Annotated in this window: 21 protein-coding genes; 13 read left to right on the top strand and 8 right to left on the bottom strand. The window is 66.3% G+C overall.

What is annotated here, in order from left to right; genetic code table 11:
- Positions 1-10 precede the first annotated feature (10 nt).
- From AC1DVA_RS20695 to AC1DVA_RS20675, 5 genes are all read right to left on the bottom strand, one after another.
- Positions 11-1,156, bottom strand: a complete 1,146-nt coding sequence (locus AC1DVA_RS20695) for an ABC transporter permease (protein WP_476807109.1) — start codon at positions 1,154-1,156, stop codon at positions 11-13.
- Between the two features lie 41 nt (positions 1,157-1,197).
- Entirely contained in the window at positions 1,198-2,196 is a 999-nt protein-coding gene (locus AC1DVA_RS20690) for an ABC transporter permease (protein WP_265054918.1), read from the bottom strand.
- Positions 2,197-2,202: 6 nt separating this feature from the next.
- On the bottom strand, positions 2,203-4,173 hold the full coding sequence (locus AC1DVA_RS20685; RefSeq protein WP_265050189.1) for an ABC transporter substrate-binding protein: 1,971 nt from the start codon (positions 4,171-4,173) through the stop codon (positions 2,203-2,205).
- Positions 4,170-6,050, bottom strand: coding sequence for an ABC transporter ATP-binding protein (locus AC1DVA_RS20680; RefSeq protein WP_476807108.1), 1,881 nt, complete (start codon positions 6,048-6,050; stop codon positions 4,170-4,172). The genes AC1DVA_RS20685 and AC1DVA_RS20680 overlap by 4 nt, the downstream gene beginning before the upstream one ends.
- A gap of 95 nt (positions 6,051-6,145) precedes the next feature.
- A complete protein-coding gene (locus AC1DVA_RS20675) occupies positions 6,146-7,147 on the bottom strand; it encodes a polysaccharide lyase family 20 protein (RefSeq protein ID WP_265050187.1) in 1,002 nt (333 codons plus the stop codon).
- Positions 7,148-7,291: 144 nt separating this feature from the next.
- On the opposite strand from AC1DVA_RS20675, the gene AC1DVA_RS20670 reads away from it, so the two are divergent.
- From AC1DVA_RS20670 to AC1DVA_RS20620, 11 genes are all read left to right on the top strand, one after another.
- Positions 7,292-10,027 carry an ABC transporter transmembrane domain-containing protein gene (locus tag AC1DVA_RS20670; RefSeq protein WP_265050186.1) on the top strand — a complete coding sequence of 912 codons (2,736 nt, stop codon included), beginning with the start codon at positions 7,292-7,294 and terminating at the stop codon, positions 10,025-10,027.
- Positions 10,024-10,473, top strand: a complete 450-nt coding sequence (locus AC1DVA_RS20665; protein ID WP_265050185.1) for a Crp/Fnr family transcriptional regulator — start codon at positions 10,024-10,026, stop codon at positions 10,471-10,473. Before AC1DVA_RS20670 ends, AC1DVA_RS20665 begins: the two co-directional genes overlap by 4 nt.
- Positions 10,474-10,543: 70 nt before the next feature.
- Positions 10,544-12,319 (top strand): adenylate/guanylate cyclase domain-containing protein, encoded by a 1,776-nt coding sequence (locus tag AC1DVA_RS20660; protein ID WP_476807107.1) that lies wholly within the window; start codon positions 10,544-10,546, stop codon positions 12,317-12,319.
- Between the two features lie 75 nt (positions 12,320-12,394).
- Positions 12,395-13,057: a class I SAM-dependent methyltransferase gene (locus AC1DVA_RS20655; RefSeq protein ID WP_265050183.1), complete on the top strand. Its 663-nt coding sequence runs from the start codon at positions 12,395-12,397 to the stop codon at positions 13,055-13,057.
- Positions 13,054-14,304, top strand: coding sequence for a glycosyltransferase (locus tag AC1DVA_RS20650; protein ID WP_476807106.1), 1,251 nt, complete (start codon positions 13,054-13,056; stop codon positions 14,302-14,304). Before AC1DVA_RS20655 ends, AC1DVA_RS20650 begins: the two co-directional genes overlap by 4 nt.
- On the top strand, positions 14,301-15,446 hold the full coding sequence (locus AC1DVA_RS20645; protein ID WP_476807105.1) for a glycosyltransferase family protein: 1,146 nt from the start codon (positions 14,301-14,303) through the stop codon (positions 15,444-15,446). Before AC1DVA_RS20650 ends, AC1DVA_RS20645 begins: the two co-directional genes overlap by 4 nt.
- Positions 15,447-15,614: 168 nt before the next feature.
- Positions 15,615-16,598, top strand: a complete 984-nt coding sequence (cobS, locus tag AC1DVA_RS20640; protein WP_265050180.1) for a cobaltochelatase subunit CobS — start codon at positions 15,615-15,617, stop codon at positions 16,596-16,598.
- Between the two features lie 15 nt (positions 16,599-16,613).
- A complete protein-coding gene (locus AC1DVA_RS20635; protein ID WP_265050179.1) occupies positions 16,614-16,964 on the top strand; it encodes a GFA family protein in 351 nt (116 codons plus the stop codon).
- Between the two features lie 8 nt (positions 16,965-16,972).
- Positions 16,973-17,389, top strand: a complete 417-nt coding sequence (locus tag AC1DVA_RS20630; RefSeq protein ID WP_265050178.1) for a GNAT family N-acetyltransferase — start codon at positions 16,973-16,975, stop codon at positions 17,387-17,389.
- Positions 17,386-19,281 carry a cobaltochelatase subunit CobT gene (cobT, locus tag AC1DVA_RS20625; RefSeq protein WP_265050177.1) on the top strand — a complete coding sequence of 632 codons (1,896 nt, stop codon included), beginning with the start codon at positions 17,386-17,388 and terminating at the stop codon, positions 19,279-19,281. The genes AC1DVA_RS20630 and cobT overlap by 4 nt, the downstream gene beginning before the upstream one ends.
- A 47-nt stretch (positions 19,282-19,328) precedes the next feature.
- The gene (locus tag AC1DVA_RS20620) at positions 19,329-20,279 is read left to right on the top strand and encodes an esterase-like activity of phytase family protein (RefSeq protein ID WP_476807104.1); all 951 of its coding nucleotides are present in this window, start codon (positions 19,329-19,331) and stop codon (positions 20,277-20,279) included.
- Positions 20,280-20,454: 175 nt separating this feature from the next.
- Here AC1DVA_RS20620 and rpmB read toward each other — a convergent pair whose 3' ends face one another.
- A complete protein-coding gene (rpmB, locus tag AC1DVA_RS20615) occupies positions 20,455-20,742 on the bottom strand; it encodes a 50S ribosomal protein L28 (protein ID WP_265050175.1) in 288 nt (95 codons plus the stop codon).
- 288 nt (positions 20,743-21,030) lie between these two features.
- Here rpmB and AC1DVA_RS20610 point away from each other — a divergent pair, with 288 nt between their 5' ends.
- On the top strand, positions 21,031-21,840 hold the full coding sequence (locus AC1DVA_RS20610; protein WP_265050174.1) for a DUF3108 domain-containing protein: 810 nt from the start codon (positions 21,031-21,033) through the stop codon (positions 21,838-21,840).
- 176 nt (positions 21,841-22,016) lie between these two features.
- Here the strand turns inward: AC1DVA_RS20610 and AC1DVA_RS20605 are convergent, their stop codons facing one another.
- Both AC1DVA_RS20605 and AC1DVA_RS20600 read right to left on the bottom strand, forming a co-directional pair.
- Complete coding sequence (locus AC1DVA_RS20605) at positions 22,017-22,349, bottom strand: NIPSNAP family protein (protein ID WP_265050173.1); 333 nt, start codon at positions 22,347-22,349, stop codon at positions 22,017-22,019.
- A 2-nt stretch (positions 22,350-22,351) separates the two neighbouring features.
- On the bottom strand, positions 22,352-23,536 hold the full coding sequence (locus AC1DVA_RS20600) for a pyridoxal phosphate-dependent aminotransferase (RefSeq protein ID WP_265050172.1): 1,185 nt from the start codon (positions 23,534-23,536) through the stop codon (positions 22,352-22,354).
- Between the two features lie 268 nt (positions 23,537-23,804).
- On the opposite strand from AC1DVA_RS20600, the gene AC1DVA_RS20595 reads away from it, so the two are divergent.
- A complete protein-coding gene (locus AC1DVA_RS20595) occupies positions 23,805-25,667 on the top strand; it encodes an IlvD/Edd family dehydratase (protein WP_476807103.1) in 1,863 nt (620 codons plus the stop codon).
- Positions 25,668-25,853: the final 186 nt, after the last annotated feature.

Raw genomic sequence — 25,853 nt, 5'->3', positions numbered from 1 at the left:
AGGCGATCGATCAGCGATAGGGATCGGCTGCATCGCGCAGGCCGTCGCCGAGGAAGTTGAAGGCGAGGATGATCACGATCACGGGCACGACCGGATAGAGCAGCCAGGGATAAAGCGCCACCACGTTGATGTTCTGCGCCTCATTGAGCATCACGCCCCAGCTGGTGATCGGGGGCCTGAGTCCGAGGCCGAGGAAGGAGAGCGCGGTTTCGCCGAGAATGGTCTTCGGGATGGTGATCGTCGCCGAGGCGATGAGATGGCTCATGAAGCCCGGAACGAGATGCAGGCCGATGATGCGGGCGGGCTTCGCGCCCATCAGCTGGGCGGCGACGACATAATCCTCTTCGCGCAGCGACAGCAGCTTGGAACGGACCGAGCGCGCGAGTCCCGTCCAGTCCATCAGGCCGAGGATGATGGTGATGCCGAAATAGACCACCAGCGGGCTCCATGACGGCGGCATGATCGAGGCGAGCGCCAGCCAGAGCGGGATATGCGGCAGCGACTGCACGATCTCTATGATGCGCTGGACGACGAGATCGACACGGCCGCCGTAATAGCCGGCGATGCCGCCGATGATGACGCCGAGGACGAAGGAGACGGAAACGCCGAGCAGGCCGATGGAGAGCGAGATCCGCCCGCCATAGAGGATGCGCGAGAGCATGTCGCGGCCCAGCCGGTCGGAGCCGAGGAAGAAGAAGGTGCCGTCCTTCGGCGGGCAGACCAGGCGCAGATTGCCCGGGATCATGCCCCAGAACATGTAGCTGTCGTCGCCGCGGCAGAAGAAGCGCAGCTTCTGCGGGCGCGTGTCGTCGACTTCGTATTCGCGCTTCAGGTTCTCCATGTTGAGCTGCATCTTGTACGGGTAGACGAACGGCCCGATGAAGCTGCCTTCATGGAAGAGATGCACGCTCTGGCTGGGCGCGCGGATGAAGTCGGTATTGYGCGTCGTGTAGTGATAGGGCGCGAGGAATTCGGCGAAGGCCGCCATCGCGTAGATCACCAGGATGACAAAGGCGGAGATGACCGCGAGCTTGTGCTTGCGGAACTTCCACCACATCAGCTGCCATTGCGAGGCGAGGTAGACCCGCTCCTGCTCCGGCGTCATGTGCTCGGTGGCATAGGGCTCGAACGGCGCGGTCGAGGCCGCGTGCGGCAAGGGCGCGCCGTCCGGGGGGAGCGTACTGAGCGAGTTCGCCGTCACTTGGTCGCAGTCCCCTGCAGGCGGATTCGCGGATCGAGGATGGCGAGCGCGATATCTGAGATCAGCACGCCGATCACGGTCAGGAAGGACAGGAACATCAGGAAGGAGCCGGCGAGATACATGTCCTGGCTTTGCAGCGCCCTGATCAGCAGCGGGCCGGTGGTCTGCAGTGACAGCACGATGGCGACGACCTCGGCGCCAGAGACGATCGAGGGCAGGATGTCGCCGATGTCCGAGATGAAGAAGTTGAGCGACATGCGCAGCGGATATTTCCGCAGCGCCTTGCCGGGCGGCAGGCCCTTGGCGCGGGCGGTGACGTAGTACTGCTTCTGCAACTCGTCGAGCAGGTTGGCGCGCAGCGCCCGGATCATGCCGGCGGTGCCGCCGGCGCCGATGATGATGACCGGGATCCAGAGGTGCTCCAGCACGGATCTGAGCTTGGCCCAGCTCATCGGCTGGTTGAGGTAGTGGGGGTCGACGAGCCCGCCGATCGAGGTGCCGAACCAGACATTGGCGAAATACATGAAGACCAGCGCCAGCAGGAAATGCGGCACCGCGAGGCCGATGAGCCCGATGAAGGTCAGCCCGTAATCGCCCCAGCTATATTGATGCGTGGCCGAGTAGATGCCGATCGGGAATGCCACGACCCAGGTGAAGATGATCGTGGCGAAGGAGACCAGCATCGTCAGCAGCAGGCGATCGCCGACGATCTCCCTGACCGGCCGCTGATACTCGAAGGAATAACCCATATCGCCCTGGAGCAGGCCCGTGACCCAGCGGAAATAGCGTTCGACGGGGGGCCGGTCGAAGCCGTATTCCTGTTTCAGGAACTCGATGCGGCTCATATCGGCCTTTTCGCCCTGGGCCTGCATCTCGGCCGCGAGGGTCTCGAAATAGTCGCCCTCGGGCAGGTTGATCACAGTGAAGATCAGCGCGCTGGTGACCAGCAGCGTCGGGATCATGATCAGGATGCGCTTGAGGATGTAGCGAAACAGCACGGATCAGCCCTTGGTCGCTTGCCGATCGGTCTCTGGCCGGTCGAACCAGAAGGTGTCCGGCATGTAGCGGCCGATGAAGGCGCCGGGCTCGAAGCTGTAGAGACCTTTGTCCGGCACGTTGCGCAGGTCGCGGGAGACGACGATCGGCTGCAGCGTGCTGTTGATGACGCCGATGGTAAACACCTGCTCGGCGTTGATCACCAGCATCTTGCGCCAGATCGCGCGGCGCTGGTCGCGCGTCGAGCTCATGCGCCATTCCTCGTAGAGCCGCACCAGCTCGTTCGCTTCGGGCACGGCCGGCCGTTCGCCCTCGCGGCCGCTGCTCTCGATGAACTGCCCCCAGCGCGGCCACTGGAACTGCGCCGAGGATGTCGGAGCCAGCGCGTCGGGCTCCATGTCCGAGGTGACGAGGGCGTTGTCCATGCCGGCCCAGGCCGACATCACGGTCTGGCCGGCGACGATGCGGCGGCGGAAGACGTCGCGCTGGGTGGAGCGCGGATAGATCTTCATGCCGACATTGAAGAAGTCCTGCTTGAGCAGATCGAGGATGTCGGTCTCCTCGGTGTTCTCGCCTGCCGTCTCGATGGTGAATTCGAGCCTGCGGCCGTCCGAGAGCAGGCGCACGCCGTCGTCGTCGCGCTTCGTCAGGCCGATCTCGTCGAGAAGCCGGTTTGCCAGCGCCGGATCGTGCTGGGTCCAGAGCGAGGCGAGAGTGGCGTCGTAGAGCGGGCTCTCGGGCAGGGCCGTGTTGCCGCTCTCCCTCGCAAGCCCGAAGAAGATGACCTTGTTGACGTCCGCCCGGTTGATCGCGACCGAGATGGCGCGGCGATAGCGGACATCGCGGTTGAGGTCGCGCCAGACCGGGTCGATGGCGTTCAGGTTCGGCATCAGGGAGAAATAGGCGCCCTCTGCCCGCTTCCAGAGCTTGACCTCGAAGTTCATCCGTTTCGAGGCCTCCTTCAGGAAGGTGTAGTTGTCGAAGCGGAGATAGCGGGCCTGCAAATCGGCCTCTCCGGCGGCGGCCTTGGCCGGGATCAGCGAACTCGTCCCAATCGTCAGCGTGACCTGATCGGCATAGGGCAGTTGCCGTCCCTTCTCGTCGACGCGATGGAAGAAGGCGTTGCGCTCGAAGACGAACTGCTCGGCCGGCAGCGGCGTGGTGTTGCGCCAGGGCTCCAGCGTCGGCAGCTTTGGGTTCTCCGGCCGATACATGCGCGACAGGCGTTCGTGCAGCGCGCCCCAGTCGCGGACGCGGTTCTCCTTGATCCGCTGGGCCAGCTCGTGCTTGGCCGCATGGCGCTCATGGAACTGCTTGAGATAGGCCGAGGGCATGAAGATGTAGGTAGGCTGTGCCCCTGCCAGGGCCGGCAGAAAGATCGGGTTGGGCGCATCCCAGCTGTAGCGGACTTCGGTGGGGCTCAGCACCTCGAAGAGAGGCGCGTTGCCGCCCGCGAGCAATGCCTGCGGCGGGCCGCCGGGCGAGAGGCGCTGGTTGTTGGCGATATCTTCCCACCAATAGCGGAAATCCTCGGTGGTGAAGGGCGAGCCGTCGGACCAGCGGTGCCCGGCGCGCAGGCGCAGCGTGAAGATACGGCCGTCCTGGACTTCGCAGCTCTCGAGCACGTCCGGCACCAGCTCGAGATTGTCGTCGTAGACCATCAGGCGCGTATAGCCGTAGAGCGTCATCATCCGGACGTCGCGCTGGTCGCCCATCAGCATGCGGATGTTGCCGCCGTGGCGGCCCGGGGTGCGCCCGAGCTTTTCAAGCTCGATGATGCGGGGAGGGGCGGGCAGGCGCTGCGCCACCGGCGGCAGCGAGCCGGCCGCGACCTTGTCGGCGAAGAAGCGGCTGTCGATCGGCGCGGGCGGGTTCTGCTGGGCGAGCGGGCGGCGCGGCAGCGCGGTCGCGGCCAGGGCGGCCGTACCCAGGAGCAAGGCGCCGCGGCGCGTCGTCTTCGGATGGCGCGAGGTCATGGGACCATCTCCCGGACATCGGCATTGGGCCGCGCGAGGACGTAATGACCCTCGCCGAGCGGCAGATGTGTCAAGGCAGAGGCATCGGAGCCGACCCGGAAGGCGTTGCCCCAATGGCTGTCGTCGGAGGCACCGCCCGGGGCGGCGAGCTTGAAGTCGAGCTTGCGGTCGAGATCGGCGAAGGGCACCGAGCGCAGCAGCGCCTTGGTGTAGGGGTGGACGGGGCGGGTGAAAAGCGTGTGGCGCGGCGCCAACTCGACGATGTGGCCATTGGCCATCACCGCGATACGGTCCGCCATGTAGTTCACCACAGCGAGATTGTGGGAGATGAACAGGAAGGTCAGCCCCCGCTCGGCCTGAAGGTCCTTGAGCAGGTTGAGGATCTGGGCCTGGACGGAGACGTCGAGCGCCGAGACGGGCTCGTCGCAGATGATCAGTTCCGGATCGAGCGCGAGGGCGCGGGCGATGCCGATGCGCTGGCGCTGGCCGCCGGAGAAGGAATGCGGATAGCGGTTCAGGAAGCGGACATCGAGCCCGACATCCTGCATCAGCGACTTGACGCGCTCGTCCTGCGCCGCCGAGTCGCCCCGGTCGTGGATGGCCAGCGGTTCGCGCAGGATGTTCATCACCGTCATGCGCGGCGAAAGCGACGAGACCGGGTCCTGGAAGATCATCTGGATGCGCGGGCGGAAGTCGCGCAGCGCCTCGCCCCGGAGCCCGAGCACGTCGACTCTTTCCTGGCCGTCGTCGAAGATCACCTCGCCGGAATCGGCGGTGACCGCGCGCATGATGATCTTGCTGACCGTCGTCTTGCCGCAGCCGCTTTCCCCTACCAGCCCGAGACACTCGCCGCGGCGGATGTCGAAGCCGACATTGTCGACTGCCTTCACCGTGCTCAGCGTGCCCTTGCCGAAGAAACTGCGCGAGCCGGTGACATAGGTCTTGTGGAGATTGCGGACGCGCAGCAGCGGGGGGCTGTCGGAAGCCGGCCGAGCCTCCGGGCGAGGGGCCGCCACGGGCCGGGCCCTGGCCTCGCGCAGTGCGACGAGGCGCTCGCCCTCCTGCATGTCAAAATGCGGCGAGGCGTTGAGCAGCGCCTTGAGATAGGGGTGGCGCGGGCGGCGGAAGATGTCCTCGACCGGGCCGCGCTCCATGATCTCGCCGTGGAAGATCACCACCACCTCGTCGGCCATGTTGGCGACGACGCCGAGATCGTGGGTGATGAGCAGGATCGCCATGCCCATCTCGGCCTGGAGATCGCGCATCAGATCGAGCACCTGGGCCTGGATGGTGACGTCGAGCGCCGTGGTCGGCTCGTCGGCGATCAGCAGCGCCGGCTGGCAGATCAGCGCCATGGCCAGCATGGCGCGCTGGCGCAGGCCGCCCGACAGCTCGAAGGAATAAAGCCCGTAGGCGCGGTGCGGATTCTTGAAGCCGACGCGCTTCAGCATGGCCTCGATCAGCCCGCGCGCCTCGGCCTTCGGCATCGGCCGATGCAGCTGCAGGGCCTCCTCGATCTGGTTGCCGATGGTGTGGACCGGCGAGAGCGAGGACATCGGCTCCTGGAAGATCATGCCGATGCGTCCACCGCGCAGCGCCCGGATCTCCGGCCCTTCGGAGGGCAGGGCGGCGATGTCGATCACCGTCTCGGGCGCCAGCGGGTCGCGGAACAGGATCTCGCCACCGGTCACAGCGCCGGCGCGGGGCAGCAGGCCCATGATGGCCTGCGAAATCACCGATTTGCCGGAGCCGGACTCGCCCACCAGCGCGACCGTCTTGCCGGCCGGCACGCGCAGGCTCGCCCCCTTCACCACCTCGCGGTCGAGGCCATGAACGGTGAAGCCGATACGCAGATCACTGATGCGCAGAATATCCATGATCGAACTGACGACGCCCCGGAACCGTCCGCTTTTTACGTGACGTCACTAGACGTCGAAAGTTCCGCCTTGCCAACGAGTTTCGACAAATCCGGTCATTCGAGCGGGCATTGCCCGAGGCGGATGACATCGCTGCAACGGGGTCCGCGACGGAAGTCGTCGTAGCTGACGCTCCAAGGCAAGTGTGCCGGCGCACGATAGGGACCGAACTTGAAGTACTGGTTCGTATCGAGGCCGGGGCCGCTATGGCCGATATGTCCGCGTATCGTCACGATCCGCACGCCGTCCGCCATGACGTCGACATGTCCATTCCCTCGAGGGCCAGGCTGCGAGCGGATGACGAAATCGATCCAACCCTTCTGCGCGGGAGGTAGATCGGCATGGTGCGTGACCTGGATGTCCGGCGCGCAGGCGTTGAAATAGCTGGGATAATTCTCCCGCACCGCGCCGGCTTCTATCGCCACCAGAGCGCGTGTCTGACGGGCCTGCGGGCGGTCCAGCACGAGCGCTTCGCCGTGGCGGCAGCCATCCCGTCTTTCCGGGCCTCCGATCGGATAAGAGGGCACGCGGTCCGTCTCGACGGTGATGCCGAGGCTCTCCCGGTAGAGCCTGATCGCAAGGAACGGCGAATAATCGCCCTCTGCCATCGGAACGATCTCGCGCTTCCACTGCGCGATCACATATCTGCGATCATCCTGCGGCAGCGGGTCGTCGAGGCGTAGCGCAAGTCCGTACCAGACCGTGCTGCGATAGGGGACCAGAACCTCGGGGCGTTCCCAGACCTCGGCCCGCTCGCTGCAACCAATGGTCTGGGGCAGGCAAGCCCCCGTCGCCGTGAGACTCAAGGCGCCCGTGCCGCGAAGGGGCGCGGAATCTCCGAAAACGACCCGGCCCGCGCGCTGCTCGAAGTTCTGCTTGTAGAAAAGCCCGCCTTCGGGCGCGAAACCGGTTTGGTCGAAGCCGTCATGCAGCAGGATGGAGGCGTTGTCGGGCGTGGTCTCCGGCTGTGCAGAGCCGGCGGGCGCGGCAAGGATCGCGGCGACGGCGCAGATGACGGCGGCGCAGCCACGGGCCGCGCGGAACGATAGACGGCTCACTTCTCCCCCCGGATGCCGCCCGGACCGGGCGGCCACCCAAGGTGGCCCGCATTGCACTCTGCCGCAACCTCACCACATATGGTCGCTTTCAGGGGTTCGGCCCCGGCATGACAACGCCACCGGCGTTCGCGACAGGATTGCCCTTTGGAATCCAACCTCTTCCGTTATATCTGGCAGAAGAGTCGCGGCGAGCAGATCATCGTCCTGCTGATCATCGTTGTCTCGATCCCCTTCAACTGGGCCTCGTTCGACGTCCCCAAGCGGATCGTCAACGACGCCATCCAGGGCGGGGCTTTCAGGAACGGCAAGACGACGGCCACCTTCATGGAGTTCACCCTCCATCTGCCATCGTGGCTGGGCGGCGCGAGCTACAAGATATCCGAGGGCTTCCAGGTCGGTCAGGTCGGGCTTCTCATGGGGCTCTCCAGCTATTTCCTGCTGCTGGTCCTGATCAACGGCGCCTTCAAATACATCGTCAACGTCCGCAAGGGCATCCTCGGCGAACGCATGCTGCGGCGCATGCGCTACGACCTGTTCAGCCAGCTGATGCGCTTCCGCCCTGAGGAGATCCGGGCCGTCAAGCCGGCCGAGATCGCCAGCATGATCAAGGACGAGGTCGAGCCGATTGGCGGCTTCGTCGGCGACGCCTTCATCCAGCCGGTCTTCCTGCTCAGCCAGGCCTTGACCGCCCTTGCCTTCATCATGGCGCAGAGCTTCTGGCTGGGGTCGATCGCGCTGCTGATCGTGCTGGCGCAGGCGATCATCATCCCGATTCTGCGCCGGGAGCAGCTACGGCTGGGCCGCGAGCGCCAGATCGCCTCGCGCCAGCTCGCAGGCAGGATCGGCGAGATCGTCGATGCCGGGCCGATGATCCAGGGGCATGGCGCGACAGCCTATGTCCAGTCCGACATCGCGGGGCGGCTTGGGCGCCTCTTCGACATCCGCTACGCGCTCTACAAGCGCAAATTCGCGGTCAAGTTCCTGAACAATCTGCTGGCTCAGGTCACGCCGTTCTTCTTCTATGCGATCGGCGGCTATTTCGCGCTGCAGGGGCGCCTCGACATCGGCCAGCTCGTGGCGGTGATCGCGGCCTATCGGGACCTGCCGCCGCCGATCAAGGAGCTGATCGACTGGGACCAGCAGCGCAACGACGTGACGATCAAGTACGATCAGGTCATCTCCCAGTTCAACAGTGACGACACGCTCGTCCTCGACGAGGCAAATGGCTGCTCGCCCCTGCCGCCCAAGGGCGAGATCCGGCTGGAAGCCGTGCAGATGCTGGACAATCGCAGCCAGCCGCTGCTCACGCCGCTTTCGTTCAGCCTGCAGCGCCCGGGCATCGTCGCGGTCATCGGGCCGCATGGCGGCGGCCGGGACATGCTCGGCCGTATCCTCGGACGGCAGGCGACGAACTATACCGGTCGCGTCGTCATAGACGGCGAATTGCTCGCCGACATGTCGGTCGAGCGGGCCAGCCATCTCATCGGCTATTCGGGCGACGAGGCCGAGGTCATCGCCGGGACGATGCGCGACAACATCCTGTTGCCGTTGAGGCGGCGCCGGCCGAACCTCAAATCCGAAGGGCCCGTCTCGACCGAGGAGCATCGCCGTTTCGTCGAGGCGGTTCGCTCGGGCAACTCGCCGTTTCCGTTCGAGGCGGACTGGACGGATTATGAGGGCGTCGGGGTCGCCGATGCAGCCGAGCTCGCGGCGCGGGTGCGCGAGCTGCTCGACGTATTCGGCTGCACACGGGACGTGTTCGAGCTCGGCCTGGGAGGCAAGGTGATGCCGCCGGTGAGCGAGCAGGCGACCGAGCGCATCATCACCGCCCGGCGCGTCGTCGCGGCGGAGCTGGAGCGCATCAAGCTCGGCGGGCTGATCGAGCCCTTCGTGCTCGATCGCTACAACCGGAACGCCTCGATCGCCGAGAACCTGATCTTCGGAACGCGGACCAGCGCCCGGTTCGACAATGCGACGCTGCTTTTCGAACCCTATGCCCACTCGATCCTCAAGGCGGAGGCCCTCGTCGAGCCGTTGGCCGAAATGGGCGGGCGGATCGTCGCCACGGTCGTCGAGATCTTTGCCGGCCTGCCCCAGGGCCATGCGCTGTTCGAACGCTATTCCTTTGGGGAGAACTTCGATTTCGAGCGCCTGAACGAATTGGCGGATATCCTGGCCAAGCACGATATGCGGAGCCCGCTTGACCAGGAGACGGAGCGTGACCTGGTGGCGCTGGCGCTCGGCTATATCGAGCCGAAGCACCGGTTGAACCAGATCGACGAACGGCTCGAGCGCCGCATCCTCAGGGCGCGCGAAAGCTTCCGCAAGCATCTGCCGGCGGATGCCGCTGCCGATGTGGATTTCTATGCTCCGGACAAGGTCATGCTCGGCGCGAGCGTCCGCGACAACCTGATGTTCGGCCGCATCGGCTACGGCATTCCCGATGCCGGCCGCAAGGTGGCGGAGATCGTGCTGCAGGCGCTGGAGCGCTCGGGGCTCGGGGAGGCGCTCTATCGTCTCGGGCTGGATACCGAGAGCGGCATCCGCGGGCGTTATCTGCCGACGCGGCTGCTGCACGCCATTCCCCTGGTTCAGGCCCTGGTCAAGGCGCCGCAGATCGCCGTTCTCGACATCTCGGCCCTGCTGGCGATCTCCGACGAGCCGGAGAAGATCGTCGCCCGGCTGCGGAGCTATTGCGCTGGAATGACGCTGTTTCTTCTGTTGGGAGATGCTACTCTCGTCGAGGATGTTCCGATGCAGGTCGTGTTCCACGGCGCGACCGGCACGGTCGAAGCGGGTGGGGCGCCCGAGGCTGCCAACGATGCCGACGACCTGGCATCGCGCTTCGCGGATGCCCGGCGAATGGAGGCGCGATCATGAGTCTGGAAACCGATCTCAGCTGCCTGCGCGGCCTGCCGCTGTTTCGCGACATGCCCGCTTCGCGGCTCAAGCTCGTCGCGCTGATGGGCGAAAGACTGCATTTCGAGGCGGGCGCGACGCTGATCAGCCAGAAGGATCGGCTGGACGGCGTCTACGTCATTCTCGAGGGCGAGGTCGAATTCTCGCAGCCGCGCGAGGATGGCGAGGGGCGGCGGTTCCAGAAGGACGCCGGCAGCATCACCGGCGACGTGTCGCTGCTCAGCGGCCAGCCCTTCATCGGCACGGTCAGTGCGCGGACGCCGGTTCTGGCGCTGAGGATTCCGAAGGATCTGTTCTTCGAACTGCTCCACACCGTGCCGGAATTCAGCCTCGCGGTCTGTCGCGACCTGGCCGAGCGCGTCCATCGCCTCGCCAGCGTGCTGCTCCGCGAGCACGAAACCGTTTGATGAGGTCGGGCGTCGCATGAATCGGCCAACAGCCGCCGGTACGCAGCGCACGGGCACGGCCCGGAGCGGCATGGGCGCAAGCATGGACCAGGTCTCGTCCTGGAGCCGGGACATCCGGCTGATTTCGGGCCTGATCCTGCTCGCCTTCGCGACGACGCATTTCCTGAACCATGCCGTGGGCATCCTCGGGGTCGGGGCCATGGAGCGCGTGCAGGACTGGCGCTACGGCCTGTGGCACTCGTGGCTGGGCTCGGTCCTGCTCTACGGTGCGCTCGTGGTCCACCCGCTCTTCGCGCTGCTGCGCGTGGTCCAGCGCCGCACCTTCAAGATGCCGGTGCGCGAGATGCTGCAGATCGCGCTCGGCCTCGCCATCCCGCTCCTGCTCGTCGACCACATCATCAGCACGCGCGTGATGGGCATCTATTTCGGTGTCGATGAGACCTACCACGCCGTGCTGCGCCGGCTCTGGCCCGATCGTGCCGTGCTGCAGTCGCTGCTGCTGCTGCTGGTCTGGACGCACGGCATGATCGGCATCCACTTCATGCTGCGCTCGCGCGACGCCTACCACCACTGGCGTGATCCGTTTCTGCTGGTCTCGATCCTGATACCGATCCTCGCATTGATCGGATTCATGGTCGCGGCGCGAGAGGCCGAGCGGATGGCGCTGCCGCCGGAATTCGTCACGGACGCGCAGCGGATGATGTTCGACCGTGACGTGATGTGGGGCAAGGGGGGCTTCTACGGGCTGGTCTGCGCCTTCGTGCTGTTCGTCGGCATTCGTGAGATCCGGGTGCGGACGACGCGCCAGATCACCGTGCGCTTCGTCGGCCATGGCACGCGCCGGCTGGCGCCGGGGCCGACGGTGCTCGAGATGTTCCGCCGTTTCGGCATTCCGCATGCGGCGCTCTGTGGCGGACGGGCGCGTTGCGCCACCTGCCGCGTGCTGGTGATGGACGGCAACGAAAGGCTGCCTGCGCCGGGGATGAACGAGGCCCGGCTGCTGCGGCGCATCTCTGCGCCTGAAGGCGTCAGGCTCGCCTGCCAGATCAGGCCGCATGACGATCTGCAGGTGCAGATCCTGCTCGCATCTCGGCTGAACGCCACCGGGGCGCGGCCGCTGCAGCCCGACGACGCCATCAACAAGCGCGGCCTGACGGTCGTGGTCGCCGATCTCAGGGCCTTCTCGGCGCTCTCGGAGCGGCAATTGCCGCGCGAGCTCATCGGCCTGCTGAACCGGTTCTTCGACGAGATGAGCCAGGCCATCACAGCCCATGACGGACGCATCGACGCTTTCTATGGCGACGGCTTCATGGCGGTGTTCGGGCTGGAAGGATCGCAGGCGCGCGGCGCACAGGCGGCGATCAATGCCGCGGCGGACATCGTGCGGGCTGTTGAGGCGCTCAACCGCGAGTTCGGGGCGGCGCTGCCCCTGCCGCTCAGGATCGGCATCGGCATCCACACCGGCGATGCCATCACAGGCGCGGTCGAGAACGACAATCTCGGCCGGCGCGAGATCACGGTCGGCGAGACGGTGATGATCGCGAGCCAGCTCGAATCGGCCACGCGGCGGGTGCTGGCGGATGTCGTGGTCTCGGAGGATACGATCCGGACCACCGGGCGCAGCTATGCCGGCACGGTGCCGCTCAAGATCGCGATCAAGGGACGCGAGAAATCGCTCACCGCCTATGGCTTCGCCAGCGCGCCTGAAGTCGCGCGCCGCAAGCGCGATGACGCTGCGAACGCCGCGATGCCGATGCCGGCCGCTGCGAAGCCCGCGGATGAGGCGACCGAGGCCGTGGAGGTGGCGGAAGTGGCGACCGAGCCGGAGGCAACTCCGCGCGATTGAGCGGGTATGCGAGGCTGGCCTTTGCCGAAGCTGCTGCCTATGGTCCCGCCGAGCTTTGCCGACAACGACGGAACCATGAAGCCCGAACCGCCTTGCGAGGCCTTCCACGACCTGCTGCGCGGTATGGCTGCGCTGTCCGGCAACCGCATCGTCGCCGATATCGCGCGCCTGTACGGCAAGGGTGCGCCGCCCGATCTTTCGATCGCTTGCAATCACAAGCAGATCGCGTCGAAGCAATGGCTGGTCGAAGCACTGGCCGAGCATTATCCGAAGCCTGCCGGCCCGATCTGGGTGCTCGGGGCCTGGTATGGCGTGCTCGGCGCGATGCTGCTCGACGATCCCAGGCTCGCCATCGATCAGGTGGTGAGCCTCGATGTCGATCCGAGCTGTGCCGAGGTGGCGAAGACCCTGAACCATCGGCACGTCGGTTCCGGACGCTTCCGGGCCGTGACGGCCGACATGATGACGATGGATTTCGGGGCGCAGTCCCCGGCGCCGGGGCTCGTCGTCAATACGAGCTGCGAGCATCTCGCGGATGTGCCTGGCTGGGTCGCGACGCTGCCGGCCGGGTTGCCGCTCGTACTGCAATCGAATGACTATTATCGCGAGCCCGATCACCGTAGCTGCGTGCCCTCGCTCGATGCCTTTCGCGAGCAGGCGGGGCTTGCGGAGATCTGGTTCGCCGGGGCGCGGCCGACGAAGAACTACACGCGTTTCATGCTGATCGGCCGGCGATGAGCACGGGCGCTGTACCGCGTGTCGCGGTGGCGATGAAGGGCTATCCCCGGCTCTCCGAAACGTTCATCGCGCAGGAATTGCTCGGGCTGCAGCAGCGCGGCCTCGCCTTCGAGATCTGGTCGCTGCGGCATCCGACAGACGCCGCCAAGCATCTGATGCACGGCCAGATCGCCGCTCCGGTGCGCTATCTGCCGGAGTATCTGCATGACGAGCCGGGGCGCGTGGCGCGCGGCATTCTCAATGCCGTCTCGCGTCCTGGCTTCCTGCGGTTGTTGCCGGCCTTCCTGCGCGATCTCGCGCGCGACAGGACGCGCAATCGCCTGCGCCGCTTCGGCCAAGCCTGCGTGATGGCGCGCGAGCTGCCACCGGATATCCGGCATCTGCATGTGCATTATCTGCACACGCCGGCCTCGGTGATCCGCTATGCCGCGCTGCTGCGCGGTCTGGGCTGGTCCTTCTCCGCCCATGCCAAGGATATCTGGACTACGCCGGACTGGGAGAAGCGCGAGAAGATCGCGAACGCCGCCTGGGGCGTGACCTGCACGCAAGACGGCTTCCGCGAGCTGAAGCGGCTCTCCGACCAGCCGGACAAGGTCGCGCTCGTCTATCACGGCCTCGACCTCGCGCGCTTTCCGGCGCCGGGACCGCGATCCCCGCGCGATGGTTCCGATCCGGCCGATCCGGTGCGCTTCGTCACGATAGGGCGGGCCGTGGCGAAGAAGGGCTTCGACGATCTGCTCGAGGCGCTGTCGCGGCTTCCCGGCCCGCTGCACTGGCGGCTGACCCATATCGGCGGTGGCGAGATGCTGAAGGCGCTGCAGGAAAGGGCGCGCTCGCTCGGCGTCGCCGACAGGATCGTCTGGGCAGGTGCCAAGGCGCAGGACGAGGTCATCGCCGCGCTGCGCGACGCCGATCTCTTCGTCCTGCCCTCGAAGCAGGCGGGGGATGGCGATCGCGACGGCCTGCCCAATGTCGTGATGGAGGCGGCGAGCCAGGGCTTGCCGATAATCGCGACCGATTTCGCCGGCATCCCGGAGTTCGTCCGGCCGGGTATCGAGGGGCTTCTGGTGCCGCCCGGCGATATCGACGGGCTGGCCGGAGCGCTTATGGAGCTGGCCGGCTCGCCGCAGCGGCGCGCGGTGCTGGGGAACGGGGCCTTTGCGCGCCTGACCGGCTCCTTCTCTGCGGCGGCGGGCCTCGACAGGATCGCCGCCCGGCTGCGCGCTTCGGCTGGCGAATCGCGGTGAGCGCTACAATTGTCATCGCGGTGACGCATCTGCTCGGCTCGGGCCATCTGGTGCGCGCGGCCAATCTGGCGCGGGCGCTGGCCGGAGAGGGGTTCGCGGTCACGCTCGCCAGTGGCGGCATGCCGCTGCGGGCGATGGAGCGGGAGCCCTTCGCTTTCGTGCAGTTGCCTCCGGTGCGGACGGAGGGTGTCGACTTCCGCACGCTGCTCGACGAGGCGGGTCAGCCGGTCGCACCGGAGCGTGGGGCGGAACGCATCGCGCTTCTGAAGGCGGTGGCGGCCGGGCTGCGGCCCGATGTCGTGATCACCGAGCATTTTCCGTTCGGCCGCCGACAATTGGCCGCAGAGTTCCTCGCCCTGATCGCCGCGGCGCGAGCGGCCAATCCGAAGGCGCTCGTGCTGTCCTCCGTCCGGGATGTGCTGGTGACGCCGCGCCCCGACCGTATCGCGGAGGCGCAGCAGCGGCTCGCCGCGCTGTTCGATGCCGTGCTGATCCATGGCGATGCGGATTTCCTGCCGCTCGATCGGTCATGGCCGGTCGATGCAAGGCTGGCGGCCAAACTGCTCTACACCGGCTACATGGCGGAGGCGCCGGCCGTCGCCGCGCCGATCGGGAACGGCGAAGTGCTGGTATCGGGCGGGGGCTCCGCGGCGGCCGTGCCCTTGTTCGAACTGGCCATCGCGGCGGCCAGGCTCGGTTCGCCGCAGCGGCGCTGGCGAATCCTGGTCGGACGAGCGGTGAGTGAGGATGTCTTCGGCCGGCTTCGGGCGGAGGCGCCGGCCCATGTCGTGATCGAGCGGGTGAGGCCCGATTTTCCGGCTCTTCTCGCCGGCTGTGCGATTTCGATCAGTCAGGCTGGCTACAATACGGTGCTTGATCTCGTCGCCGCGCGTCGCCCTGCGATCGTGGTGCCGTTCGATGCCGGCGGGGAGACGGAGCAGGCCATCCGGGCCGCGGCAATGGAAAAGGCCGGGCTTGCACGCCGTCTGCGCCTTTCGGGGGAAGGGGCCCTGACGCCGGATGATCTGGCGGTGGCGGTCGAAGCCGGCATCGGCGCCGTGCCGCCGGCAATCGGCCTTGCACTGGATGGAGCGCGCAATGCGGCCGCAATCGTGAAACAGCTTCTGGCGCAGCGCGTTTGAAGCAGCGGGGCAGTGAGCCGGCATGCCCTTTGCGAGGGCCGGGATGCAGCTTTGCGAATTGCCGCTTCCAGTCTTTCGCTCTAATGAGGGATGATCCGCCTCCCTCCTCGGTCGGCACTGGGTAACCGGCGATAAACCGGCCACGGCCCTGCGCCCGGAGACAAGATGATGACGACGACGACCGCGCCCGGATTGCCCGACATGAAGCTGTCGGTTCGGCAGACTTTCGGGATCGACACGGACCTCGAGGTGCCCGCCTATTCGGCAGCCGATCCGCATGTCCCCGATTTCGACCCGGATTACCGTTTCGACCGCGACACCACGATCGCGATCCTCGCCGGCTTCGCGCATAACCGACGCGTCATGATCTCGGGCTATCACGGCACCGGCAAGTCGACCCATATCGAGCAGGTCGCCGCGCGGCTGAACTGGCCCTGCGTGCGCGTCAACCTCGACAGCCACGTCTCGCGGCTCGACCTCGTCGGCAAGGACGCGATCGTGCTGAAGGAAGGCAAGCAGGTCACGGAATTCCAGGATGGCATCCTGCCCTGGGCCCTGCAGAACAACATCGCGCTTGTCTTCGACGAATACGACGCGGGCCGTCCGGACGTGATGTTCGTGATCCAGCGCGTGCTGGAGCAGTCCGGCAAGCTGACGCTGCTCGACCAGAAGCGCGTCATTCGCCCGCACCCCGCCTTCCGCATGTTCGCCACCGCCAATACGGTCGGCCTCGGCGACACCTCGGGCCTCTATCACGGCACGCAGCAGATCAACCAGGGCCAGATGGACCGCTGGTCGATCGTGACGACGCTGAACTATCTGCCGCATGACAACGAGGTCGCGATCGTCCTGGCGAAGTCGAAGCACTACCAGAAGACGCCTGATGGCAAGGACATCGTCAACAAGATGGTCCGCGTCGCCGATCTCACCCGCAACGCCTTCATGAACGGCGATCTCTCGACCGTGATGAGCCCGCGTACGGTCATCACCTGGGCCGAGAATGCCGCCATCTTCGGCGATATCGGCTTCGCCTTCCGGGTGACGTTCCTCAACAAATGCGACGAGATGGAGCGCACACTGGTGGCCGAGTTCTACCAGCGCTCCTTCGGCAAGGAACTGCCGGAGAGCGCCGCGAACGTGGTGCTGAGCTAACGGAGGAAACGAGCCATGGCGCAGTATCAGGGCAGCTGCCATTGCGGACGTGTTGCCTATGAGGTCGAGGCCGATCTCGGGCAGACGATCACCTGCAACTGTTCCTACTGCCAGCGCCGCGGCTCGATTCTCGCCTTCTCGCCGGCCAGCGTCTTCACCCTCACCAAGGGCGAGGATGCGCTGACCGAGTACCGCTTCAACACGCAGAAGATCCAGCACCTGTTCTGCGAGACCTGCGGCATCGAATCCTTCGCCAAGGCGACCGGACCCGACGGCACGCCGATGGTCGCGGTCAATGTGCGCTGCCTCGTTGGCGTCGAGCCGGGCGATCTCTCGCCGACGCAGTACGACGGGCGCTCGCGCTAGGGGGAGCGATGGTCGCGGTTACGGTCGAGCCCGAGCAAGCCGAGACGCGCGCCGCCGTCGTGCGCGGGTTGAGCGCGCATAACCAGTCGAAGGTCGGTCCCCGAAACACCAGGCCGCTGGCCATCAGCCTGCGCGACGAGAACGGCGATATCGTCGGTGGCCTTGTCGGGGAGCTTAAATGGGAATGGCTCTATGTCGATCTGCTCTGGATCGACGAGGCCCATCGCGGCGCGGGATTGGGCGAGGCGCTGGTCGCGCGGGCTGAAGACGAGGCTCGCGAGCACGGCGCCAAAGGTGTCTTTCTCGGGACGATGAGCATCCAGGCCCCGGGATTCTATCCGAGGCTCGGCTATCGCGAATGCGGCCGGATGGAGAACTATCCGGTGGCGGGTCAAACGCTGCATCACTTCACGAAGGCGCTATGAGCATCTCGAACCGCAAGCCCGGAACGCCGAAGGAAGCCCCGGCCGAGCCGCTCAAGCGGGCGATCTCGGGCGCCATGAAGGCGATCGCACGCAAGCCGGAGATGGAAATCGTCTTCGCTGCCGACAAGCCGTCGCTGGTCGGCGAGCGGGCGCGCCTGCCCGAGCCGCCGCGCAAGCTCACGCCAGCCGACGTCTCGATCCTGCGCGGCCATGCCGATTCGATGGCGCTCCGCCTCGCCTGCCATGACGTCGCGATCCACCGGCGCGCCGCGCCCGAGGGCGATGCTGCCCGCGCGGTCTTCGATGCCGTCGAGCAGGCGCGCGTCGAATCGATCGGTGCGCGGCGGATGTCCGGCATGGCCGGTAACATCACCGCGATGCTGGAGGACCGCTATCATCGCGGCGGGCGCTACGAGGAGATCACTGACCGGGCCGATGCGCCGCTCGAGGACGCGCTGGCACTGATGGTGCGCGAGCGCCTGACCGGACTGAAGCCGCCGAAGGCGGCGGAGAAGATCGTCGAGCTCTGGCGCGAGCAGATCGAGGCCAAGGCCGGCAGCGATCTCGACCGGCTCGCGAAGACGGTCGAGGATCAGCGCGGCTTCGCCCGCACGGTGCGCGACATGCTGGCGGCGCTCGACATGGCCGACCAGACCGCGCAGGGCGACGAGTCCGAGGAGGACGAGGACAATCAGGACCAGTCCTCCGAGGACCAGCAGCAGCAGGAAGGCGAATCCGAGCAGGAGAGCGGCGCTGATCGCTCCGAGGTCGAGGTCAGCGAGGATGCGACCGAGGAATTGCAGGAGGGCGCTTCCGAGGCGAGCGATGCGCCGGCCGGCGACTGGGACGAGGAGGATGACAGCTCCGAATCCGAGGAGGCCGGGGAGGCACCGCGCCCGCGCGAGAGCCGCGGCAACGAGCGTCCGCAGACCGACTACAAGGCCTATACGGTCAAGTTCGACGAGATCGTCACGGCCGAGGAACTCTGCGACGCCGAGGAACTGACGCGCTTACGTGCCTATCTCGACAAGCAGCTCGCGCATCTGCAGGGCGTCGTCGCGCGCCTCGCCAACCGGCTGCAGCGCCGCCTGATGGCGCAGCAGAACCGCTCCTGGCAGTTCGACCTGGAGGAGGGCGCGCTCGATCCGGCCCGCCTGCCGCGCATTATCATCGACCCGTTCCAGCCGCTCTCCTTCCGACAGGAATCCGACGTCAATTTCCGCGATACGGTTGTGACGCTGCTGATCGACAATTCCGGCTCGATGCGCGGCCGGCCGATCACGGTGGCCGCGACCTGCGCCGACATTCTGGCCCGGACGCTGGAGCGCTGCGGCGTCAAGGTCGAGCTGCTCGGCTTCACCACCCGCGCCTGGAAGGGCGGGCTCTCGCGCGAGGCCTGGCTGCAATCGGGCAAGCCGGCCAATCCCGGCCGCCTGAACGACCTCCGACACATCATCTACAAGGCCGCCGACGCGCCCTGGCGGCGCGCGCGCAAGAATCTCGGGCTGATGATGCGCGAGGGGCTGCTCAAGGAAAACATCGACGGCGAGGCGCTGGATTGGGCGCATAAGCGCCTGCTCGGGCGGCCCGAGCAGCGCAAGATCCTGATGGTGATCTCGGACGGCGCGCCGGTCGACGATTCGACGCTGTCTGTGAATGCCGGCAATTATCTGGAGCGGCATCTGCGGCACATCATCGCCGAGATCGAGACACGCTCGCCGGTCGAGCTCATCGCCATCGGCATCGGCCACGACGTGACGCGCTATTATCGCCGCGCCGTCACCATCGTCGATGCCGAGGAACTGGGTGGCGTGATGACCGAGAAGCTCGCTGAGCTGTTCGAAGAGGACGGGCCCACGGGCTCCGGTTCCACCTCGCGCCGCCTGCACTGATGCGCCTCACGCGTCGTGCCGCGCTCGCAGGCCTCGGCGCGTGCGCAGTGCCGGGCGCCGTTGAGGGCGTCGAGCAGACACGCTTTCCGGTCGGGGTCTCCGTGCGGGCCATCACGGCCTTCGAGCCACGCAATCCGGATCGGCGCCGGTTCGGTGCGCTGCAGTTCCGCAGCGGGCTCGTCCTGTCATCCGGCCATCCGCGCTTCGGCGGTTTCTCGGGCCTGGCGCGGCTCAACGACGGGCGCGATCTCGTCGCAGTGAGCGATCGCGGCTACTGGCTGACGGCGAGAATCACCTCGCAGGCAGGCAAGCTCGCCGGGCTGGACGATGCCGAAATGGCGGCCATCCTCGGCGCATCCGGGCGGCCGCTCTCGCGCTCGGGTCTCTACGATACGGAAAGCCTGTGCATTGCCGACGGCGTCGCCTATGTCGGCATCGAGCGCCGGCATGAGATCGTGCGTTTCGACTGGGCCGGGCAGGGTGTCGAGGCCCGCGCGCGTTCGGTGCCGGTGCCGCCCGAGGTCAAGCGCCTGCCGCGCAATCGCGGGCTGGAGGCGATCGGCGTCGTGCCGTATGGACCGCTCAAGGGCGCGCTCGTCGCGATTGCCGAGCGATCTGGCAAGGAGGACGAGCCGACGCTCGGCGTCCTTCTCGGCGGCCCCCAGCCGGGTCTGTTCCAGGTCGCCCGGCATGACGGCTACGACATCACCGATCTCGCCTTCCTGCCGTCCGGCGACATGCTGCTGCTGGAACGCTGGTATCAGCCCTTGCGTGGTGTCGGCATGCGCATCCGCCGAATCGCCGGGCGGGACATCCGGCCCGGCGCGCTCCTCGACGGCCCCCGCCTGATCGAGGCCGATCTCGGCTACGAGATCGACAATATGGAGGGGCTGTCGGTCCATCTGGAGAGCGGGCGCACGGTGCTGACGCTGATCTCGGACGACAATTTCTCGTTCCTGCAGCGGACGCTGCTGCTGGAGTTCGAGCTGCTTCCATAGAGAGCGTTATGCCCGGGCTTGACCCGAGCATCTCATGCCCAATGGATGCTGGAGCCTCCCTCGGCCTGAGATTCTCGGGTCTGCGCTTCGCTTCGCCCGAGAATGACGTGTCGTATGCCCAAACGAAAAAAGCGGCCTTTCGGCCGCTTCGTTCAAACCCGAAAGGAAAACCCGCTCAGTTGGCGGCGAGCTTCTTCTCGAGGTCGCGCTTCAGGCCGAGCGCGCCGACCGAGAGGTCGCCGGCCGCAGCCTTGAGCAGGAAAGCGTCGAGGCCGCCGCGATGCTCGACCGAACGCAGGGCGTTGGCCGAAACGCGCAGGCGCACCGAACGGCCGAGCGCGTCCGACTGCAGCGTGACGTTGACGAGATTCGGACGGAAGACCGTCTTCGTCTTGCGGTTCGAGTGGCTGACGAGGTGGCCGGTCTGGGTGGCTTTCCCGGTCAGTTCGCAACGGCGGGCCATGGCAATCGTTCCTTGCATCCCCGGATCGCTCAAACAAAAAAACCGACACGCGACGTGCCGGCGAGCACCGGAAGTCAAATTGAAGTCGGGGTTCCATAGCCAAGGCCGCCGGCCGCGTCAAGGAAAACTCCCGCAGCTTGTTCACATGGCCTTCAGCGTTAACGGGGTGTAAAGATCAGGGTCCGATGCTTCGGACGGCCGTCGCTTCGCCGCGAGGGAAAACCGGTCACGATTCGGACCGATTCAGAGTGCATGCCGCGCAGGATCGCGCCGTTCCGGAGGCAATGGATGAAATCCGCCGTCGCATCGACCATCGCAGGGCTGGTTCTCGCAGCCTGTCTGGCCGAGGCTGCGGGCGCGGCCTCGCTCGACGCGCGCTACGACGTATCGCTCCTCGGCATCACGCTGGGCACGGCGAGCCTGACCGGCGGTATCGACGCATCGAGCTACAAGCTCGACATGGCGGCCAAGCTGACGGGCATCGTGGGTGGTGTCACGGGCGGGCGCGGTTCAGGTGCCGCGACCGGCGCGCTCGCGGGCGGCCGGCTGGCGCCGAAGACCTTCGCCGTCAGCTCGGCCAACTCCAACGAGAGCCGCACCGTGCGCATGGCGCTGGCGGAAGGCAGCGTCGCCGGAGTGGATATCGAGCCGCCGATCGACGAGAAGCCTGACCGCGTGCCGCTCAACGAGAGCCATAAGCGCAACGTCTTGGATCCGCTCAGCGCCTTCCTGATGCCGGTCAACGGCAAGGGCAGGGATGGCGCCTGCAACCGCACGCTGCCGATCTTCGACGGCGCGGCGCGCTATGACATCAAGCTGAGCAGCGCCGGCACCCGCACCGTCAAGCTGGAGGGCTATAGCGGCCCGGTCTCGATCTGCCAGGCGCGCTATGTGCCGATCGCCGGCCACCGCGCGCTCAGGCCCAGCACGAAGTTCATGGCCGAGAATCGCGACATCACGGCCTGGCTCGCGCCGGTCGCCGGCACCGACATGATGGTGCCGGTCCGCATCTCCGTGAAGACGATGATCGGTACGGCCGTGATCGAAGCTTCGAGCTTCAAGGTCGATCCGGGCGTGACCGCGAGCGCTTCGCGCTAAAAGAGGCCGGGTAGCACTGCCTTTCATGGAAGCACGGGTCATCCCGGCCGCAGCGAAGCGGAGAGCCGGGATCCATGCCTGAAGCTTGATCGGCCGCGCTCTGGCATGGATCCCGGGTCAAGCCCGGGATGACCCAGCTTTCACGTCGTGCATCAGCAGGCCGGCGACGCCATGAATCACGGTGCGCGCTTGACGCCCTGATCATCCTCGAAGACGGGCCGGAAGAAGGACCGCTCATAGCTGACGATGAAACGATCCTTCTCGTTCATCGCGATCGCCGCCCGGCATTCGGGATCGTCGAACGAGCGCGTGCGGTACTCCTCATAGGCCGCCAGCGACGGGAAGCTGAAGAAGGCGAGCGCTACGTTGGACGTGCCCTCGGAGGGCATGAAATAGCCGTGGTGCTTGCCGCCGAACTTCTCGACGAGCCGGATCCAGAGCCTGCCATAGGCCTCGAAGGCGTCGAGCTTGTGAGGGTCGACGACATAGCGCAGATAGCAGGTGACCATGGTCAGGCAGCCCTTGCGTTGGTGAGGAAGGTCTTCATGCGCTCCAGCGCCTTCTCGATGTTCTCAAGCGAGTTGGCATAGGAGAGGCGAATATAGCCCTCGCCATGGACACCGAAATCGGGCCCGCCGATCGTCGCGACGCCGGCTTCCTCCAGCAGAGCGGAAGCGAGCTTCTTCGCCTTCCAGCCGGTCTGCGAGACGTTGGGGAAGGCGTAGAAGGCGCCTTTCGGCGTAATGCAGGAGACGTTCGGCAGCCCGTTCAGCCCCGCGACCACCGCCTTCCGGCGCCTGTCGAACTCCGCGACCATGGCGTGCACCGCGTCCTGCGGGCCGGTGAGCGCGGCGAGCCCCGCCCATTGCGCGGGAGCGTTGACGCAGGAATGCGAGTTCACCGCGAGCTTGCGGGCGTTGTCGTAGAGCGGCTTCGGCCAGACCGACCAGCCCATGCGCCAGCCGGTCATCGCATAGGTCTTGGACCAGCCGTTGAGCAAGATCAGCCGGTCGCGGATCTCGGGATAGCTCAGCAGGCAGACATGCTCCTCGCCGTCATAGACCATCTGGTCGTAGATCTCGTCCGACATCAGCGCGACGTCGGGGAAATCAGCCAGCCCCGCGACGAGCTTGTCGATCTCCGCCTTCGGCGTGACGCCGCCGGTCGGGTTGGCCGGCGAGTTGATGATCAGCAGCCGCGTCTTCGGCGTGATCAGCGAGAGCGTCTCCTCGGCCGAGAAGGCGAAGCCGTTCTCCTCGCGGATCGGCACGGGCACCGGCGTTGCACCGGTATATTCGATCATCGAGCGGTAGATCGGGAACCCGGGGTCCGGGTAGAGGATTTCGGCGCCGGGTTCGCCGAACATCAGGATCGCCATGAACATGGTGACCTTGCCGCCGGGCACGATCATCACGTTCTCCGGCGAAACCTCGACCTTGAACCGCTTGTGCAGATCGGCGGCGACCGCCTCGCGCAGCGGCAGGATGCCGTTCGCAGGGGTGTAGCCGTGATGGCCGTCGCGCAGCGCCTTCACGGCGGCTTCGACGATGTGCTCGGGCGTGGCGAAATCGGGCTGGCCGATGCCGAGATTGACGATGTCCTTGCCCTGCCGCTGCAGCTCGGTCGCGCGCGCCAGCACGGCAAAGGCGTTCTCCTCGCCGATGCGGGCGAAGGACGGGACGACGTGAAGGGTCATGACGCGTTTCTCGGCCGGGTTTCGAAGGGTTGAAGAACAGTTCCTGTCGGAGCAGCCTTTTCTGGCGCCAAAGAGGCGGGGCTGGCAAGCGCCTGCCACGCATCGCGCCTTGTTGCATGCTGCATACAGCATGAATAAATAGTATGACTATCAGCCAGATTGGGCCTTGCCCAGCCGCGGGCTATGGGCATGATGGCTTGTCTCAAATCGTTCGAATGTGAGATCGGCAAACGGCCGTCAGCGCCGTGCCGAGCGAGAGGAAACGAGGATGGCCAAAGCTCCCGAAAGCAATGTTCCGCGCGAGGACCGACCGGTCGCGCTGACACGCAAGAAGGCTCCACGCCGCATCAAGCCGGCGCAGCTGCGCTCGAAGGCCTGGTTCGACAATCCGGCTAATGCCGACATGACCGCGCTCTATATCGAGCGCACGATGAACTTCGGCCTTTCGCGGGAAGAGCTGCAGTCGGGCCGGCCGATCATCGGCATCGCGCAGACGGGCTCTGATATCGCGCCCTGCAACCGCCACCACCTCGAGCTGGCGCCGCGCATCCGCGACGGCATCCGCGAGATGGGCGGCGTGCCCTTCGAGTTCCCGATCCATCCGATCCAGGAAACCTGCAAGCGGCCGACCGCCTCGCTCGACCGCAACCTGCAGTATCTCTCGCTGGTCGAGATTCTCTACGGCTATCCGCTCGACGGCGTCGTGCTGACGACGGGCTGCGACAAGACCACTCCGGCGCAGATCATGGCGGCCGCGACGGTCGACATCCCGGCGATCGCGCTGCCCGGCGGCCCGATGCTGAACGGCTCCTTCCGCGGCGAGCGCACCGGCTCGGGCACCATCGTCTGGAAGGCGCGCCAGATGATGGCGGCCGGCGAGATCGACTACAAAGGCTTCGTCGACCTCGTCGCTTCCTCGGCGCCTTCGGCCGGCCACTGCAACACGATGGGCACGGCCTCGACGATGAACTCGCTGGCGGAAGCGATGGGCATGACGCTGCCCGGCGCCGCCGCGATCCCCGCGCCCTATCGCGATCGCTACGAGATGGCGTATCTGACCGGTCGCCGCATCGTCGAGATGGTTTGGGAGGACCTGGTCCCGTCGAAGATCCTGACGCGCGAAGCCTTCGAGAATACCATCGTCATCAATTCGGCGATCGGCGGCTCGACCAATGCGCCTGTTCACGTCAACGCCATCGCCAAGCATATCGGCGTCAAGCTCGACAACGAGGACTGGACGAAGATCGGCTACGAGATCCCGCTGCTGGTCAACATGCAGCCTGCCGGCGAGTATCTCGGCGAGGATTATTACCGGGYCGGTGGCCTGCCCGCCGTGATCGCGGAGCTGGTCGAGAAGGGCAAGATCAAGCCTGCCATCACCGCCAACGGCCAGACGCTGGAAGAGAACTGCAAGGGGGCCTTCTCCATCGCCCGCGAGGTCATCAAGACCTATGACGAGCCGATGAAGGCGCAGTCCGGCTTCCTCAATCTGTCGGGCAACCTGTTCGATTCCGCGATCATGAAGACCAGCGTGATCACGCCGGAGTTCCGCCAGCGCTATCTGGAGAACCCTGGGGATCCGATGGCCTTCGAGGGCCGTGCCATCGTCTTCGACGGACCGGAAGATTACCACCACCGCATCGACGACCCCGCGCTCGCCATCGACGAGCACTGCATCCTGTTCATCCGCGGCGTCGGCCCGATCGGCTATCCCGGCGCGGCGGAAGTCGTGAACATGCGGCCGCCGGATTACCTGATCAAGAAGGGCGTCACCGCGCTCGCCTGCGTCGGCGACGGGCGCCAGTCCGGCACCTCGGGATCGCCGTCGATCCTCAACGCCTCGCCGGAAGCGGCGACCGGCGGCGGGCTCGCGCTGCTCAAGACCGGCGACAAGGTCCGCATCGACCTCAAGAAGCGCACTGCCAACATCCTGATCTCGGACGATGAGCTGGCCGAGCGCAGGGCCGCGTTCAAGGCGGCGGGTGGCTACAAGTACCCGAAGAGCCAGACGCCCTGGCAGGAGATCCAGCGCAAGATCGTCGACGAATTGTCGGAAGGCATGGTTCTCAAGCCGGCGGTCAAGTACCAGAAGATCCACAAGAAGTTCGGCGTTCCGCGCGACAATCACTGAGCGGGACTGACGTCATCCCGTGCGCGCTGCGGCATGTGAATGTCGCGGCGCAGACACGGGACCGTCACCCGATGAGCGCGCCCTTTCTTCACGCGGTCCTGCATCTGCGCAGCAGGACTTCGTGCCGCAGCGCGTGCGGGATGCCCACGCCATTCCGTCCGCGCATCGGCGCTCGCTGCGCGACGC

It is taken from the genome of Allobosea sp. P4_C6 (assembly GCF_056402015.1).
This window is presented reverse-complemented; position numbering and strand designations above follow the sequence as displayed.

Coding starts and splice junctions, on each gene's coding strand:
- AC1DVA_RS20655 (WP_265050183.1), top strand. CDS start 12,395: ATGAAGCCCGAACCGCCTTGCGAGGCCTTCCACGACCTGCTGCGCGGT.
- AC1DVA_RS20650 (WP_476807106.1), top strand. CDS start 13,054: ATGAGCACGGGCGCTGTACCGCGTGTCGCGGTGGCGATGAAGGGCTAT.
- cobT (WP_265050177.1), top strand. CDS start 17,386: ATGAGCATCTCGAACCGCAAGCCCGGAACGCCGAAGGAAGCCCCGGCC.
- rpmB (WP_265050175.1), bottom strand. CDS start 20,742: ATGGCCCGCCGTTGCGAACTGACCGGGAAAGCCACCCAGACCGGCCAC.
- AC1DVA_RS20685 (WP_265050189.1), bottom strand. CDS start 4,173: ATGACCTCGCGCCATCCGAAGACGACGCGCCGCGGCGCCTTGCTCCTG.
- AC1DVA_RS20610 (WP_265050174.1), top strand. CDS start 21,031: ATGAAATCCGCCGTCGCATCGACCATCGCAGGGCTGGTTCTCGCAGCC.
- AC1DVA_RS20635 (WP_265050179.1), top strand. CDS start 16,614: ATGGCGCAGTATCAGGGCAGCTGCCATTGCGGACGTGTTGCCTATGAG.
- AC1DVA_RS20660 (WP_476807107.1), top strand. CDS start 10,544: ATGGGCGCAAGCATGGACCAGGTCTCGTCCTGGAGCCGGGACATCCGG.
- AC1DVA_RS20605 (WP_265050173.1), bottom strand. CDS start 22,349: ATGGTCACCTGCTATCTGCGCTATGTCGTCGACCCTCACAAGCTCGAC.
- cobS (WP_265050180.1), top strand. CDS start 15,615: ATGACGACGACGACCGCGCCCGGATTGCCCGACATGAAGCTGTCGGTT.
- AC1DVA_RS20680 (WP_476807108.1), bottom strand. CDS start 6,050: ATGGATATTCTGCGCATCAGTGATCTGCGTATCGGCTTCACCGTTCAT.
- AC1DVA_RS20630 (WP_265050178.1), top strand. CDS start 16,973: ATGGTCGCGGTTACGGTCGAGCCCGAGCAAGCCGAGACGCGCGCCGCC.
- AC1DVA_RS20665 (WP_265050185.1), top strand. CDS start 10,024: ATGAGTCTGGAAACCGATCTCAGCTGCCTGCGCGGCCTGCCGCTGTTT.
- AC1DVA_RS20600 (WP_265050172.1), bottom strand. CDS start 23,536: ATGACCCTTCACGTCGTCCCGTCCTTCGCCCGCATCGGCGAGGAGAAC.